This window comes from Pediococcus sp. M21F004 (genome assembly GCF_051122535.1).
GTDB lineage: Bacteria > Bacillota > Bacilli > Lactobacillales > Lactobacillaceae > Pediococcus > Pediococcus inopinatus.
The window spans coordinates 1,370,826-1,386,146 of sequence record NZ_CP177314.1 but is presented as its reverse complement, the minus strand read 5'-3'; the positions used below and the strand labels follow the sequence as shown (position 1 = coordinate 1,386,146).

Here is a 15,321-nt window from a genome sequence, read left to right as displayed (position 1 = left end):
TCAAAATTCGATAGTGCTTTAAAATCAACTGAAGATAGTAGCTTTTATAAATCAAGTAACAGTAATACAATCTCTGTATATAATAATGCTGTAACTAAATTGGATACTTACGTAGCTTCATATTTAAAAGATATGAGTACTCCTAGTAAAATCAGTTCTAGTTTTATAAGTAATGAGACTAAATTGCTGAACACTTGCCAAAGTACTCAGTCAGATTACAATAATGCTAAAAGTAAATACGATAAGCTGCATACTCTTAGTAGCAATGATAAATCTATATTAAAAAATAAAATAAACAACATTGATGACACATTTAATTCTGCAAAGAAAGATGATTTTTACAAAAATGGCACTGATAAAACAATTCAAGCATATTCAGATGCCGTAACAAAATTAGATAAGTTAGTCGCACCATACCTTTCTAGCCAATCTACCTCAAGCAATATAGATCCAAATTTTAATACAAATGTACAAAGTTTAATTGATAATGCTCAAGCCTCTCAAGTTAAATACCGTAATGCCAAAACTAGTTTTGATTCAGAAAAACCTTATCGTGATGCGCGGGACGGATATGTAATGGATAGTGCTAATTTTTTCGATACTAATTTTAAGAAAATAGATGTTACTGGCGACTATAGCCCTATAAAAATCAACGCCAACAGTGTAGTCTGGCACAATGATCATGCATACTATCTCGCCGTTCTAGACAATCAGCGAGGATATATCCTTTGTAGTTCAACCATTTATTTCGCTAATAAACCAGATACCAGCCAAAACTACTCCTTATTTACTTCAACACTAAGTCCGATTGATTGCGGAAATCTGGATTTAGGTCAAGAATCTGGACACATTTTATGTATAATTTAAGCGACTAATTTTTCCTTTTCATTTGGAGTTAAATAATCAATGCTACTGTGAATTCGAGCACTGTTATAAAAGCTCTCAATGTAGCTGAATATTGCAGCATTTGCTTCTTCAAAATCCTGATAATGGTGTTGGTAAACCTCTTCTTTTTTCAAACTGGCGTGAAATGATTCCAAACATGAATTGTCATAGGGACAGCCACGCTTGCTATAAGAATGGCGAATATGGTGTTGCGCTAAGATCTGTTCAAAGCCAGCACTGCGGTACTGGCTACCCAGATCGGTATGCACAATTAAGTTATTAGTCGTCTTTCTAGTTTCAAAGGCTTGTTGAAAAGTGCTGATCACAAGATCAGCAGTCATATGACGGCTGATTTTATGGGCAATGATTTTACGTGAATATAAATCCTGAATGCTTGATAAATAACACCAGCCATTGGCTTTGGTGTGAATATAAGTTATGTCTGCACACCACTTTTGATTTGGACTGGTTGTACGAAAATCTTGCGCGAGTATATTTGAATAATCAGTCGCATCAATATCATTAGTTTGTTGATAATGCCACTTCTTGCGCGTGATTGATTTTAACCCCATTTGGCGCATTAATCGTTGAACTAGCTTAATACTGGCAGTCTTACCTTCTTTTTGTAACGCTTTTAGAATTTTAGGTGCCCCGTAGATACGTCTAGAATTAAAGTAAATGCGTTTAATCGACTGGCTAAGTGTCTTACGACGCTTGGCTTGTGGCGATACATGATTCTGCTGATGTTCATAGTAAGTTGAGCGTGGAACTGAGAGTACTTTACAGGTTTCTTTGATACTATGGTGCTTCAAATTAATATCAACGGCTGTCTGCCAGTCATCTGGGTTTACTTTTTGGCGAATATGGTTAAGGCTTTTTTTAAGATGTCATTCTCACTTTCTAGCTGTTTCAAACGTTTTTGCAACGCTAAAACATCTGATTTGGAAATTCCACTTCCTTTGTCTTCTTTATATAGATTAATCCATTTGTAAATAGTTACATTTGATACACCATATTCGTCTGTAAGATCAGCTACCGGGGCGCCATCCTGGTACAGCTTGACAATCATTTTTCTAAAATCTACTGAGTACTTTTTCTTGATCATAAAAACACAATCCTTCCTATTATGGAATTATACTAAATCGTGTCCATGATTTCATACTACCTTCATAATAATACTATATAACTAAATTAAAACTTTTGGTTAAATACTCATGATGCCATAAAAAAGCCGTATAAACACTTGGAGGAGTTTTTAAAATGTATAAACTACGAATCACATTAATATTGGTTGTGAGCATTGTTCTTTTGGGAGTATCAACTAATGTTAGTGCACACAGTTTCAATTGGTGGACATTCCCTAGAAAAGTCATTGTAACCAAAACAACAACAATCAGCAAAGTTCACCCGGTAAATCCGGACTATTTAAGTTACTATTGTGCTACTGCTAATTTACATCGAGGCGATGTGATTACTATTCATCATTCTGTCAGCCATGCCTGGATTGTAAACAAAAAGGGTTTTGCTAATGGACTTGGTAGAGCACATTACTATTGGGTAAATGATCATACCAGCAAAACAAACTGGGTCACGCTCTACAATAAAAATTTTGTCATATGGTCAAAATCGATGCCAACTACTAAATACCTTCGTAAAAATAGCAATGCATGGATCTATTCAAAACCAGGCGGTAAAAGATTACATCATTTAAAAAACTATCCTCGAACAAAATGGATGGCAACCAAACAAGAAAAAATAGAAAATGGTGCAGTTTATTACTATGTTAAATCTCAACATGGCAAAGCAAAAGGTTGGGTTTGGCAAGGAAACGTTCGACATATTAACTAGAAAAGATTGTTACTTTGCCCATTCAACTAACAGTAAACGTTTAACTTCTATTTAAATTATGTTAAGTTTTTTGAATCTCACTGAAAATACCCCCATTTTATGGTAAATTCAGAGTATTCAATTTAAAGGAGGTGGCGCGATGCTTCTCTCGATTATCATTATTGCAATTTTGTTGTGGAAATTTACCAGCGGACTTCACAAAGGTTTTGTTATCGAACTACTGTATACAGTCGGTTACTTCGTTGTCTTTATCTTTGCCAAAGTCCTTTGCACACCACTGGCTTCATTCCTCTCGACATCTTTTAATAGCAATCAAAGTTCTACCAGTAACACCGCCGTCATGAGCTCCGTTTCCTTCATGATTCTAATGGCGATTGGTTGGTTATTGATTCGCCTGATTGCGCGCTGGTCACGAATGATTACCTGGATTCCTGTGATCAAACAAGTAAACGGTCTGGCAGGTGGAATTATTAGTATCGTAATTGCTTATTTTGTAATTTTCATTCTGCTAAGTGTTAGTCAATTTTTCCCCAATGACGCATATCAAGCACAACTATCAGATTCTCCAGTGGCCCAATTTATCATCAAACGAACACCCGGAATCTCTTCTGATATTTTAAATAAATATATTTTAAATACTGACGACACAAGCAATACTAATACAATTTCGAATGAGGAAAACTAACCATGAATAATCGATTAATCAAAAAATATATTGCTTCTCATTTGGCCACACCAACGGCATCCTTAACTGAAGTCGACACTCCTAAAACTGGCATTCTCTTTAAAAACGCTGGAAAGAGCTCTTTTTTCTATCTAGATTCAAAAAATGACAACACCTTTTTTGAAGAACATGACGGCTCACTATTTAAACATGAATACGACCCAGTGACCCATGATTTCAAAACGTCGTCACTTTAAAACTTCCGGGGGGATTATTATGAAAGAACCACTAATTTTTTTAACACTGGCAATCAGTCGGGTTATTTTTACGTTGTTTGCGATTGGATCCATTAGCGGATTGCTATTCATCGGTTATCGCTTATTTTTAGTGAAAGTAACGAACAAATAAGAAATTAAAAAAGATTATTTGAAACTGGATTCAACATCTGCAATAATCCCTTTATGGTTGTCAGATGAAATAATATAATTCATCTGATTATCATGGAGGGATTTTTCTATGCCTAGATCTAAATATACAGCGGCTGAAAAATTAGCGATATTGACGGAATTTAAACAGTCAAACTTATCTTTAGGTAACTTTGCCAAACACAATAAGGTTACAACCCAAACTGTGAAAGATTGGCAAGTAAAGTATCAAAGTGGCGGGACCGAAGAGCTTTCCGAAGCCCATCATAACAAGCATTACTCTAAGGAGTTAAAACGGGAAGCCATTAGTGATTTTTTGAATGGTGAAGGCACGTATCGTGAAATAGCTATAAAGTATGGATTACGATCAACGACTCAGATACTCAATTGGGTTTCCAGGTATAATAGGGATAAACAAATAACGGCCTCGCCGTTTAGAAAGCAGGTCCCTATTATGAGTCGTAAAACCAACTTTAAGGAACGTATTGAGGTTGTCGAATATGTGACAAGACACAAACATAGTTATGCTGAAGCAGCCGAACATTTCGCTGTTTCTTATCAGCAAGCACGCTCATGGGTACTTAAAACAAAACAAGCTGGCTATGAAGCTCTGATTGATAATCGTGGACATCATAAACAACTAAGTGAACTAACTGATTTAGAAAAAGCTAATTTGCGAATCCGACAACTAGAATCAGAGTTGAAAGATAAAGAACTTATGGAAGCCTTCATAAAAAAATTTCAAGAAATTCAGCGCAGGGAGTGAATAAACAGCATCGACTGGCATATCAGGCCATAAGTGAAGTCAGTCAGGGGAAACAAGGAGCGGTCACCAAACTACTTAAAGTTGTCGGCGTAAGCCGTCAAGCTTATTACAAAGGAATTAATCGCCAAATAACATCTTGGGAAAGACAAGATAAAGTACTTAAGGAGCGTGTCCAATACTGGTTTGATTTTCATTTTCAAGGAATAGGAGCTGGGAATCTTCTTACTAACCTAGAAAAAGATAACCAAGTCACTTTTGCTGTGACACTTAAACAAGTGAAACGAATTATGCGTGAACTCGGATTACGCTGTGAAATCAAGGTTAAGAAACATAATCGGGTTAAACAGTCTGATCAATATATCCTGGATAACACTTTAAATCAAAGCTTCAAAGTTACGGCACCTAATCAAGTTTGGTTATCAGACTCAACTGAATTAACCTACGGTGTAAATGGTGAGCACAAGGTACGTTTAAGTGGTGTCTTAGATTTATACGGGCGAAAACTGTTAGCCTACAATCTAAGCCTGACGGAGACTAGTGCAGCCGAAATTCAAGTATTTCAGCGAGCTTTCAATCAATTTAGTAATGCTCATCCATTAATTCACACAGATCGAGGATCTGCTTATACTTCTGGAGCTTTCAATAATTATTTGGCTCGTTATAACGTGACACGTAGCATGTCAAGACCAGGCACTCCATACGACAACGCTCCGATGGAACGTTGGTGGAATGAATTTAAACTTCGTTGGATGGCTCGCCATCCGTTGGCAAAAACTTATGAAGAACTAGTAAAACTTGTAGAAGATGGAATATATTATTTTAACCACCATAACCGTTCAGCAATAAGAAATGGCCTCACTCCAGATGAATACTGGAATGAAGCCATTTAGAAACAAACTTAAATTTATATTATTTCATCTGTCAACTTGACAGGGCCTAGTGCAATCCGAGTTTTAAATAATCTTTTTTGTCTGTTTAAATTTAATAGAAACTTGGCTTATCACCATCAGTATTTGGTTTATTCAAACCTATTGATGTGCGAACATCTTTTGTCGGATCTTGAATTAGCTTAACCACGTAATCTGCCACAGACTTACGAGAAACTTCGGTCCCCTTCATTTCATCATGTCGTCCAGTTGTTTCATAAGTAACTTCATCGTTATTTGTTAACCAGTTGGGACGAATGATAGTGTAATCTAAATCCGATGCTTCGATCTCGCTAGCAGCCTTCGATTGCGTTGGTAAATAACCACTTGGATTAAGCATTTGTTTATTCCAATCGCCAAATTTACCAGGAACTTCATCGAATACACCCAATGTGGAAATCCAAATCAACCGTTTCAAACTAGCGGCATGCATTGCGTTCACAATATGTGGAATCATCTTATCTGTATCGTCCGGACCCAAGTTTGCATAGACAAGATCTTGGCCTTTCAAAGCAGCTGTCAAATCAGTTTCGTTATTCACATCGCCAACCACAACCGTTTCACGCTTTTTATCCACATCCGTTAACTTGTTTGGATGACGCACAAATAATGTCAATTGTGCATCTGTTTCTTTAATTAATTGTTTTGCTGCGAGCCGAGCAATGTGACCGGCAGCCCCCAAGATAATAACTTTACTCATTTATAAAACCCCTTTTCTTGATTTCAATTGTAATTATAATCCTTACGGTTTAAGTTTCAACTATTTACACTTTGATAGAATTTCACCGTTAAAAAATAATTACACTATATTAATAAGCAATTCCTTTGACGTTATCTCTAATATCTAAGATAATATTTATATAAACCATAAGGAGGTGTCTATTATGTCAAAGACTAACGACAAGTTCGACGCATTGAAAGATAAAACCATTGGTAAAGCCAAAGAAATGGCTGGAAAAGTCACTGGTGACGATTCCAAAGAGTTGGAAGGTAAAACCCAAAAGGAAGCTGGAAAGCTCAAAGACAAAAAGGCTGATTTGAAGGACAAGGCAGCCAAAAAAGTTAACGAAGCAACTGATAGAGACAAACGATAAACAAATTAGGAGCTGTTTTAACTGCAATTGTAGTTAAAACAGCTCCTATTATTTTGGCTTAAAGGCACCATTCAGATGACATTCTCAGTAATTTGCGGTAAAATTAGGGCTTAAAAATTACTAAGGAAGTGGCTCCATTGGCAAGTACATATTTACGGAAAACAACTCTTCAAGATCTACCAACAGTTTCAAAGATTATTGATTCTGCTAAAGCATTTCTTAAATCACAAGGCATCGATCAATGGCAAGATGGTTATCCTGCATTACCAGATCTTCAATCTGATGTAACCAACCAAATTGGTTATGTTTTGATTATTGACGGTCAAATTGCAGGCACCGCCGCCTTGTTGCATGATCATGATAAAAATTATGAACCGTCATTAATGACGGTTCATGGCTGGGACCTGAAGACGCAAAATACACTGCCATTCATCGGATTGCTATGTCCCCCAATTTCCGGGGACAACACCTTTCGGAAAAAATGATCTCTGGTATGCTGACCTTATCAAGCCAGTTAGGTTATCAACAAGTCCGAATTGATACCCATCCTGATAACAAATTGATGCAACATCTAATTATTAAAAGTGGCTTTATCTATCGTGGAAACGTCTTAATGGATGAAGATCCAACTGAAATAAGACGCGCCTATCAATTAATCTTAAATTAATGAACTTCAACCAATTCACCAATTGAAAGTAAATACAAATAACGTTCCTCAACTGGGTGCTTTAAAATATCAGCAAGTGCTGCCGCGTATAAATTCACTTGACCAGCATAGCGGCTAATGATATTTTGAACCCCGTTTTTTGTACTTCCCGGTTTCACGTAATCAGTCTTGTAGTCGAATAAAATAGCCCGGTCGTCTAATTCAACATAACCATCAATAATTCCGTGAATCAGAATTTGGGTTTCTTCGTCATTTGAAAAATCCTTAAATCCGTTGAATAGCTGTTTAGCAGGCATTAGCAAGGAAAATGGTACTTCACGGTGCACCTTATCTGGCGTGTCTAATAATACTTGGCCTAAACTAGAATTAAAAAATCTCAAAATATTATCTATATCAACTAGGTTTGCAACCTCAGGCATTAAAACTTTATTCATAACCAGCTGGCCGATAAGGTCTTCTACACTTTTTTCGGTGGGCATTTCAGTTAGCGGAATTTCTTGTAAAATTAAATGAGTTGCCGTCCCAATTTCTGTTGGTTTTGGTTTTACTGTGGTTTGCAAAAATTTCGGTGTGGCTAAATTACTAGAAACGTAACGATTTTGTGTTTTTAGTTTGTGGTCTTCTTCAACGGTTGAAAGTCCCATTTCAAGACTATCTGGATCATCAAATAGCCGTTTCACCTCAGATACAGACTGATACGCCGTAGTCTGCGTAGCAACTTCGTGAGGGTATTTGAAGTTCAATACTTGATCAATTTGATGGGTGCTTAAACTCGTGACATCCAAATCATTTGTCGACTTTTCAAACTCTTCCCACCAATCTTTTTGCTCTTGGTCGGTTTGAATGCCTACAATTTTTTGGAGGTCTACTTTTGTTTTAAATTGAACTTCAAACTTAGATTGGTCACCACTCAACGCCGCCAAAGGACTTTCCCCTTCAGATTCTATATTAAATTGTGGATGGCGAATTAGGGCTTCCCCAATCCAATCCAAAAAGTTGTTCGTCCCTAATCGTGTGGACTCCGTCAATAAGAGCTGATCACTTCGCCAAGCGGATTGCCATTTCTTAAGTAACTTTTCTTGCGAATCACATGCGCCAACAATGATCAATTTTTGTTGTGCTCGGGTTAACGCCACGTAGAGTTGCCGCATTTCCTCGGCCAAGCCATTTCGTTTAACATGGTCAATAATCGTCAGCTTCTGCGGTGTATCAACTTGTAGGCGTGTTTTTGGATCTAAGTAAGTAATTCCAATTCCTTCTTTGGAGTCTAAAATGTATTTTCCTTTCATGGAATCCGTATTGAATTTATGTGAGGCGTCCATCAAAAATACAACTGGAAATTCGAGCCCCTTGCTTCCATGGATGGTCATGACTTGAACCGCTGCTTCGTCACTATTAATTGGCACTTCTGCCAAATCCTTGCTTCGCTTTTGCATCCGCTCAATAAACCGAACAAACTGAAACAAACCTTTAAAACTAGTCTGTTCGTAACTTTTCGCACGATCATATAAAGCATGCAAGTTTGCTTGTCGTTGTTGTCCGGCCGGCATTCCTCCTACATAATCAAGAAAACCAGTCTCATTGTAAATTGTCCAAATTAAAGTAGCTAATTGATTTTGATTTGCGATGTCTTGAAAGTGGGTTAGTTGTTCTAAAAAGTGACCAACCTTTTGATAAACTTCCGCTTGAAAAGGCTGACTAGACTGCGAATCAAAGTGGTTATAAAAATCCATTACTGCTTGAAAATAATCACCCGTTTTATTATTAATCCGAAGAAAGGCCAATTCATTTTCATTCAAATGAACAATTGGTGAACGTAAAACAGCAACCAACGGAATATCTTGATATGGATTGTCGATAATTTTCAAGAGTGACATCATAATTGCAATTTCTGTCGTCTGAAAATAATTTTGGGCATCGTTAACCACAACAGGAATTCCCATTTGTTTAAATAAGGCCACAATCGTTAAATTGTTTTTTCTGGTCGGCGTTAATAGCACAACATCACTGTAGATTAGCCGTCGCTCTTTTTTTTCATCCTTATCAAAGATCATTGTTTGTTCTTCAACTAGTTGTTTGATGCGTTGCCCAGCAACCGCCACTTGGCCCCGCGATTTATCATCAATTTCAAAACTATCAGTTTCAGGTACCCTAGACGCTGATTCAGTCTTTTCATCATCATAAACGAGAACTTCTGTGTCTTTTGAAGCTGTTTCAGGATAATATTTTGCTCCATAAACAAGTTTGGCATCTTCATCATACGGAATTTCACCTAAATTCCGATCCATTAGTTGTTCAAAAATCAGATTTGTAAAATCATCTACATTTTGGACGGATCGAAAGTTTTGAGATAGAATTATTCGTTCACCAGGTGCATCTTCGTCCTGATATGCTTGGTCTTTTCCAATAAACAAATGTGGATCTGCCAAACGGAAAGCATAAATGGATTGTTTGACATCCCCGACCATAAACATATTACCCGGTTCATCGCTAGTAACACTTGTCAAAATAGCTTCTTGTAGTGGATTAATATCTTGATACTCATCCACAATTACTTCACTAAATTGTCTTTGATATGCAGCACGCGCACTTTTTGACTCTTGTGAACTACCATTCAAAATTTGCATGGCAAAATGTTCCAGATCACTAAAATCCAAGATTTGTCGTCTACGTTTCTCAACTGCGTAAGCATCTTTAAAAGCAAGTGTAACCTTGCATAGTTCCTGCACTAAGCTCTCTGATTTTTTTAAAACATCGGTCATTTGAACTTCATTTAAGCTGAAATATTTTTGGACTAATTCCTGCAGGCGAATTTTGTAACCATTCTTGTTTTTAGAATCTCCACGAATCTCTTTAACTCGTTCTTTGAACTCCTTAACTTCGTCAGTCCGTTTTCCGCCCAGAATTTTTCCAAATTCAAGACTTTTCAGTTTGCCACGTAACGTATCCCAATCACTTAATCCATTAGTTAAAACATCTTGAATTTGATTCACATCATCATCAATAACCGGTTGGAATTTTCCTAAATCTTCATTTCCATCCTGCATTATGTTCTGAAGTGAACGTGCCTCTTCTAAGCTATTTTCTAATTCGGATTTTACAACTGGTAACACCTGTTTTTGATAAAATTCTGTGTCGTTAAGCTTACCGTTTATTTGATAGACTTCTGGTAATTTCGCCAGCCACTTATTTGGATCTGGCGTGGCATTCGCAAAATCATATAGACGTAACATTAAGTCGGTAAACCCGTCATCACTTCGATCGTTTGAAAAGTTGGCTGTCAGTTGAGAAAAAAGCTCTCCTTCAGATTCATAGAGTGACTCACGCAGATCATTCCAGACTTCCTCTCGCAAAAGCACGCCTTCTGTATCATCAGTTAGCAGCCGAAAAACTGGATCTAAATCAATGACGTAATAATATCGTTTAATAATCGATAAGCAAAATGCATGAATAGTACTGATGTTGGCCGTATTTAATTTGGTAAGCTGCGCAATTAAATGACGCCTTTGATCGGCTTCTTTTTCAACCCGAATTTGATCATTAATCGCATTCTGGATGCGATCATGCATTTCTTTTGCGGCAGCCTCTGTGAAGGTAACAACCAGGAGTTTATCAACATCTGTCCCGTTTAAAATCTTTTTAATAACCCGTTGAACTAAGACAGACGTTTTACCGGAACCGGCAGAAGCTGAGACAAGCACATTATGCCCACTATGGTTAATTGCGCGTTCTTGGTCTGGTGTGAAACTAGTTTTTCCCATGGTTATCACGCTCCTCTTTCAGCTTTTCCAACACTTCTTTACCGCTCAAATTTTCAAGCTTATGATAATTGTTCTCTGGCAGCATTTCATCAAATTGCATAATCGCCTTATATGGCGAATATTGAAGAGCAGTATGCGTATCGGGCCATCGTGCCGGATTCAACTTCAACTCACCGGCAAAGATCTTTTTGCTAGCTTCTACAATTTTTTTCTCAGCATGGTCAATCAATCTAGTCAATTCCTCTTGGGTCACAATGTGATTACCATAAGAAGAATATTTCCCAGCCTTTGTTTTCTTGAAAGGATAAATTAAAGAACTACCCGAATCTAAATTGACATCTAAATTTTCTAGCAAATCTTCATCACTCAATATAATTCCCTTGTATTTAGTCTGCTTTAACAGCTCTTTTTGAATAGTCTCTTCGTCGGTGTCGGCCAATTTATTGACATTAACTGCAGGATTTTGAAGGTGCATATACAATGCCCCCGAAAGCAACGGTGAGTCATCATTTTGATCAATCAAGTTAATATTTCGTTTCAAAGCATCAATATACGTCAGCATCTGCATCGCTAACCCATAATAAACATCCCGAAAATTAAAATCATGCTCGCTTGATTTATAGTCTACAATTCCAAAATATTTTTGGGAGCGACCGCTTTCTGAAGTTAAATCAAGTTCATCAATCCGGTCTATTTTCCCACGAACACGTACTTTATGAGCTGGTGATACGTCAAAATCGAGGGATTGCAGCCCCACTTCTGATCCGACATGTCCAAACAATACTTCCGTTTGGATGGGTCTCATTTTAGACCCTGCGCTTTGAAGAATAAAGATCTTCAGCATTTGTTTAATTGTTTCATTTAATTGGTCGTTAATGTAATGCATTCGATTTGAACTATTCAGAATTTCAAATTGAGGTTGTTTTTTCACTTGTTTTACGACTTCGTTTAAAAGATTGTCGAGTTCAGAACCAGACAGGCGACCAATATCTAATTTTTCCTGTCTAATTAACTTCACAAAGTGATCTAAAGCCATATGGAAGTATTCTCCCGTACTGGCGGGTGAAAGCTCAAAAACATCCCGTTCTTGCAGTTTTAACCCATATTTCAAAAAGTAGGCATACTCATTTTGATAAAATTCTTCTAATTTTGAGATTGACGTGTTAATTGTGTCCCCATATAGGTCCTGCACAATTTCTGGATACAATTTTACTGGTTCGTTTTTATAAGTTAAACTCTCAAAAACCCGGCTCGTAAGGTCGCCCAATTGCTGATCATTCTTTAAAACCCGATAGACATACTGCCAATGTGGCTTAACCATTTTCTGGATACTTTTACTATCACGACTTACTTGCAAAAGGTGAGTTAATGTACTACGTTTCGATCCCAAAAATTTGTGAATTTTTGGTTCATCAACTGTAGGCCGATCAAAATATTTTTTAACTTGCGAATCTTTAATCTGAAAATGATTCTGAATTTCTTTTACGTACGGTGACACATGTTGTTCACCACCATCCCCATCTTTGCTAGCATACGACAGTGTCAGTCTTTCACATCCTGAAAGGAAAGCCACATAGTTTAAGTAACGTTCAAAATGGGCTTGTTCATTGTTATTGCTGGCAAAAAACTGGTCGTCAGTTAAACGATCTTGTAATTTGTCACAATCATCATCAGTCAAAATTCCTTGATCATTAAATTGTTCCGGCATTACAGCATCAGTTGCCCCAATAATGAAGGTATATTTACGATCATTCATTTGCGCCATTCCAGTTTCAGAAATCATGACTTGATCCAAAGTAGATGGAATTAGTGAATAAGAGGCACCTTCAAAACCGGCCTTCAATAATGCAGAAAAATTATCAATCGTAAACTCGCGATCACCAAGAATCGCCACGTATTCATCCAGCATGTCACAAAAAGTCTGCCAAGTTTGTTCTGGTTGAGCAGCCTTAGATAAATCTCCTCGCTCAACCGCCACATCCCGCCAATTTTTAAGCTGATCAGCAACTCCTTGATCGACTAGGAATTGATATAAAACCGTGACCCCTTCTTTTCCGGTTTTTGCGTTATCCAATGCTTTAAAAAATGGTGGTAGAACATGACGAATATAATTTCTAATTAGATTAACCTGTTTCGTTATTGCTAGATCATGATCAGTCTGCGTTCCAAAATCGCTTGAATTAAAACGTAAATATTGCCAATCTTCTTTTTGTAACCAGCGGCCGCCTTCATATCCATTCTTTAAAACAAGATTCTCGGTTAAATCCTTGGCCTGCCTAAATGCTTCTGTCGACATTGGCTGATCATTCACCTTTGGGATCAATAACTCCGTTTTCAATAATCTCATGACGTCTTGGTAGCGATAATAATGGTCCTTTACCGCAAATAACGCGTCAATCAGTGACACAAAAGGATGATCTTTCATTGAAATCTGTAAATCGTTAAAACGAGGAATTTCATATTCATCAAAAATTGGATCTAGCACTGTGGCGTATGTATCTAAATGACGCGTCAAAATTGAAAAATCATGATAATGAACTTGCGGATCAGCAGCCACAGCCTGTCTTATTTTTCGAGCCACTTGTTCTATTTCGGTTTGCCGACTATCCGCTCGGAAAAATTGGATCGCCTCTGGATTAGCTAACACCGTCGTTTCGGTTGATTCTAAATTAGTCGCCTTCAACCAAAAGGTCTCTAATTGATTTAAATCTGGTGTAACTCGTGTTTCTTGTGCATATGAGTCAGTTTGTACTTGGAAATGGTTCTTTTGGGCAAATTGATAGAGTTGAAAATACGTTTTACCGGCTTCATAAAACAAATTATTTGTTTCCGGAAGCTGGTCATAATAAGGCCGATCCAGAATCAATCCCACCACAACAGCCTGTGATTTTTCCACTAGCACTTGAACTAATTTCATTTCTTGTGCTGAGAGGGACGAAAAACTCTCGAAGAAAAACACCATATGGCTTAAATCCTGGGTAGCTAAGTATTCGCACAAAGCCTGCATAAGTGTGTTGCTGTCCACATAATTTCCAAGCATTTCTTCTTCAAACGCCGTATAAATAATGGACAGATCATGCATTTTAGCTGTTAAATCAACAGTAGAATTTTCATCCCCATTAACCTCATCCGTTAATTTGGCCAGATCTTCTGCTGAAATTCGCCCCTTCTGAAGTTCATCAAATTGGCTAGCTAACTGTTGGATAAATCCCGGCTGCGTTTGCTCCCCATTAAATACAGTTAACTCATCTTGATGTTCCAAGATAATGCGATCAATCAGCATCCCCACGCCTGCTTTGGATAAACGTGGCACTTGATAAATCGGTTCATTTTTCATAAAATACCAAGCTAACCGTGAAAACGAAAATACTTGTAGTTGACTTTGTGCATAGGTACTTTTATTCTCGCTATTTCGTTTTCGCAAAGTGTTTAAAACAGTTAATTCAGATTGAAATTTAATATGATTAGGAACAATATAATAAACTTGTGTTTGTAAACCCTTGCTTAAAACTTGATCCACTTGTTCAATCATGGTTTTCCGTTGATTACGACTGGCTTTCCCCAGAATAAATTTTAATGTCATGAGAACCTCCTCTTTTAATAAATACGCACATACGTTCGATACTCACTTTTATTATACCGATTTTCTATTCTTTTTTCAGCCACAAATTCCAATTGATTGATTAACCAAATCATCCGTTAAAACTGCTTTTATTATCACTTGTGCCACCGCCACAGCACTAACGTTTTTGGCTGTCTGCATTGGCTGGCCTTCTTTAATTAATTGATATTGCTGATTAGCTGTTTCCTCGATATTGGTGGGTCGTAAAATTGTATAGGGAATTTCTGATTCATCCACTAACTTTCCAGCATATTGTTGTTGCTTGATAAATTCAGGCTGATTTTTTGCCACTACCTGAATTTTATCCAGCGGATATTCATCATCAACTCCAGCAACAGATCGAAAAATTATGCGTTCTAATTTTATTGATTGCATCTCAATTGCATCCATAACCGCATCTAGCATGTAATCCGCATCCCAGCCTACTGTGTTAATCACCAAAATATCGGCTGATTGAAGTTTTGGTGCTAGTTGATCTGCTGATTCAAAATCAACTTTGTCATTATCAATGAATGTAAATTTAAGTTCAGAATTTGTAACATCTTGACTCTGCTTTAGTAAAACCTGCCCCACCTGATTATTTGTGCCCATCACTAAAATATTCTTCATACTTTTCTCCCTACATTTTATTCATACTTTCATTATAAAACGAACGGACAGAAA

14 protein-coding genes and 1 pseudogene are annotated in these 15,321 nt (G+C 37.2%); 9 read left to right on the top strand and 6 right to left on the bottom strand.

Features of this window, described 5'->3' with window-relative positions; translation table 11 throughout:
• Positions 1 to 99: 99 nt before the first annotated feature.
• Positions 100 to 867: a hypothetical protein gene (locus ACLHK8_RS07080; RefSeq protein ID WP_434520266.1), complete on the top strand. Its 768-nt coding sequence runs from the start codon at positions 100 to 102 to the stop codon at positions 865 to 867.
• On the opposite strand, the gene ACLHK8_RS07075 is transcribed toward ACLHK8_RS07080, so the two are convergent.
• Together ACLHK8_RS07075 and ACLHK8_RS07070 are read right to left on the bottom strand one after the other, a co-directional pair.
• Positions 864 to 1,748 (bottom strand): IS3 family transposase, encoded by an 885-nt coding sequence (locus tag ACLHK8_RS07075; protein ID WP_105782191.1) that lies wholly within the window; start codon positions 1,746 to 1,748, stop codon positions 864 to 866. The genes ACLHK8_RS07080 and ACLHK8_RS07075 overlap by 4 nt on opposite strands.
• Positions 1,733 to 1,990, bottom strand: coding sequence for a transposase (locus tag ACLHK8_RS07070; RefSeq protein ID WP_434520265.1), 258 nt, complete (start codon positions 1,988 to 1,990; stop codon positions 1,733 to 1,735). Before ACLHK8_RS07070 ends, ACLHK8_RS07075 begins: the two co-directional genes overlap by 16 nt.
• Positions 1,991 to 2,145: 155 nt before the next feature.
• On the opposite strand from ACLHK8_RS07070, the gene ACLHK8_RS07065 reads away from it, so the two are divergent.
• The 6 genes from ACLHK8_RS07065 to ACLHK8_RS07040 all read left to right on the top strand — a co-directional run bounded on the left by ACLHK8_RS07065 (position 2,146) and on the right by ACLHK8_RS07040 (position 5,478).
• Positions 2,146 to 2,733, top strand: a complete 588-nt coding sequence (locus ACLHK8_RS07065; protein WP_057774427.1) for a hypothetical protein — start codon at positions 2,146 to 2,148, stop codon at positions 2,731 to 2,733.
• Positions 2,734 to 2,872: 139 nt separating this feature from the next.
• Positions 2,873 to 3,418 carry a CvpA family protein gene (locus ACLHK8_RS07060; protein ID WP_057774430.1) on the top strand — a complete coding sequence of 182 codons (546 nt, stop codon included), beginning with the start codon at positions 2,873 to 2,875 and terminating at the stop codon, positions 3,416 to 3,418.
• Positions 3,419 to 3,420: 2 nt separating this feature from the next.
• A complete protein-coding gene (locus tag ACLHK8_RS07055; protein ID WP_057774433.1) occupies positions 3,421 to 3,654 on the top strand; it encodes a hypothetical protein in 234 nt (77 codons plus the stop codon).
• Positions 3,655 to 3,673: 19 nt separating this feature from the next.
• On the top strand, positions 3,674 to 3,805 hold the full coding sequence (locus ACLHK8_RS07050) for a hypothetical protein (protein WP_269084009.1): 132 nt from the start codon (positions 3,674 to 3,676) through the stop codon (positions 3,803 to 3,805).
• Positions 3,806 to 3,913: 108 nt separating this feature from the next.
• Positions 3,914 to 4,588 (top strand): transposase, encoded by a 675-nt coding sequence (locus ACLHK8_RS07045; protein WP_434520264.1) that lies wholly within the window; start codon positions 3,914 to 3,916, stop codon positions 4,586 to 4,588.
• On the top strand, positions 4,585 to 5,478 hold the full coding sequence (locus ACLHK8_RS07040; RefSeq protein ID WP_063696711.1) for an IS3 family transposase: 894 nt from the start codon (positions 4,585 to 4,587) through the stop codon (positions 5,476 to 5,478). Before ACLHK8_RS07045 ends, ACLHK8_RS07040 begins: the two co-directional genes overlap by 4 nt.
• A gap of 91 nt (positions 5,479 to 5,569) precedes the next feature.
• On the opposite strand, the gene ACLHK8_RS07035 is transcribed toward ACLHK8_RS07040, so the two are convergent.
• Positions 5,570 to 6,214, bottom strand: coding sequence for an NAD(P)H-binding protein (locus tag ACLHK8_RS07035; protein WP_063698655.1), 645 nt, complete (start codon positions 6,212 to 6,214; stop codon positions 5,570 to 5,572).
• 184 nt (positions 6,215 to 6,398) lie between these two features.
• Here ACLHK8_RS07035 and ACLHK8_RS07030 point away from each other — a divergent pair, with 184 nt between their 5' ends.
• Complete coding sequence (locus ACLHK8_RS07030) at positions 6,399 to 6,608, top strand: CsbD family protein (protein ID WP_057774438.1); 210 nt, start codon at positions 6,399 to 6,401, stop codon at positions 6,606 to 6,608.
• 137 nt (positions 6,609 to 6,745) lie between these two features.
• Positions 6,746 to 7,275, top strand: a pseudogene (locus ACLHK8_RS07025) (GNAT family N-acetyltransferase).
• On the opposite strand, the gene addA reads toward ACLHK8_RS07025, so the two are convergent.
• From addA to ACLHK8_RS07010, 3 genes are all read right to left on the bottom strand, one after another.
• Positions 7,272 to 11,036: a helicase-exonuclease AddAB subunit AddA gene (gene addA, locus ACLHK8_RS07020; RefSeq protein ID WP_434520263.1), complete on the bottom strand. Its 3,765-nt coding sequence runs from the start codon at positions 11,034 to 11,036 to the stop codon at positions 7,272 to 7,274. The pseudogene ACLHK8_RS07025 and the gene addA overlap by 4 nt on opposite strands.
• A complete protein-coding gene (locus tag ACLHK8_RS07015; protein WP_434520262.1) occupies positions 11,023 to 14,619 on the bottom strand; it encodes a PD-(D/E)XK nuclease family protein in 3,597 nt (1,198 codons plus the stop codon). The genes addA and ACLHK8_RS07015 overlap by 14 nt, the downstream gene beginning before the upstream one ends.
• Positions 14,620 to 14,694: 75 nt before the next feature.
• Positions 14,695 to 15,267, bottom strand: coding sequence for an NAD(P)H-binding protein (locus ACLHK8_RS07010; protein WP_057774450.1), 573 nt, complete (start codon positions 15,265 to 15,267; stop codon positions 14,695 to 14,697).
• Positions 15,268 to 15,321 lie beyond the last annotated feature (54 nt).

Excerpts from the sequence above, each read along its gene's own strand:
- ACLHK8_RS07070 (WP_434520265.1), bottom strand. The coding sequence starts at position 1,990 with ATGATCAAGAAAAAGTACTCAGTAGATTTTAGAAAAATGATTGTCAAG.
- ACLHK8_RS07065 (WP_057774427.1), top strand. The coding sequence starts at position 2,146 with ATGTATAAACTACGAATCACATTAATATTGGTTGTGAGCATTGTTCTT.
- ACLHK8_RS07060 (WP_057774430.1), top strand. The coding sequence starts at position 2,873 with ATGCTTCTCTCGATTATCATTATTGCAATTTTGTTGTGGAAATTTACC.
- ACLHK8_RS07055 (WP_057774433.1), top strand. The coding sequence starts at position 3,421 with ATGAATAATCGATTAATCAAAAAATATATTGCTTCTCATTTGGCCACA.
- ACLHK8_RS07050 (WP_269084009.1), top strand. The coding sequence starts at position 3,674 with ATGAAAGAACCACTAATTTTTTTAACACTGGCAATCAGTCGGGTTATT.
- ACLHK8_RS07045 (WP_434520264.1), top strand. The coding sequence starts at position 3,914 with ATGCCTAGATCTAAATATACAGCGGCTGAAAAATTAGCGATATTGACG.
- ACLHK8_RS07035 (WP_063698655.1), bottom strand. The coding sequence starts at position 6,214 with ATGAGTAAAGTTATTATCTTGGGGGCTGCCGGTCACATTGCTCGGCTC.
- ACLHK8_RS07030 (WP_057774438.1), top strand. The coding sequence starts at position 6,399 with ATGTCAAAGACTAACGACAAGTTCGACGCATTGAAAGATAAAACCATT.
- addA (WP_434520263.1), bottom strand. The coding sequence starts at position 11,036 with ATGGGAAAAACTAGTTTCACACCAGACCAAGAACGCGCAATTAACCAT.
- ACLHK8_RS07015 (WP_434520262.1), bottom strand. The coding sequence starts at position 14,619 with ATGACATTAAAATTTATTCTGGGGAAAGCCAGTCGTAATCAACGGAAA.
- ACLHK8_RS07010 (WP_057774450.1), bottom strand. The coding sequence starts at position 15,267 with ATGAAGAATATTTTAGTGATGGGCACAAATAATCAGGTGGGGCAGGTT.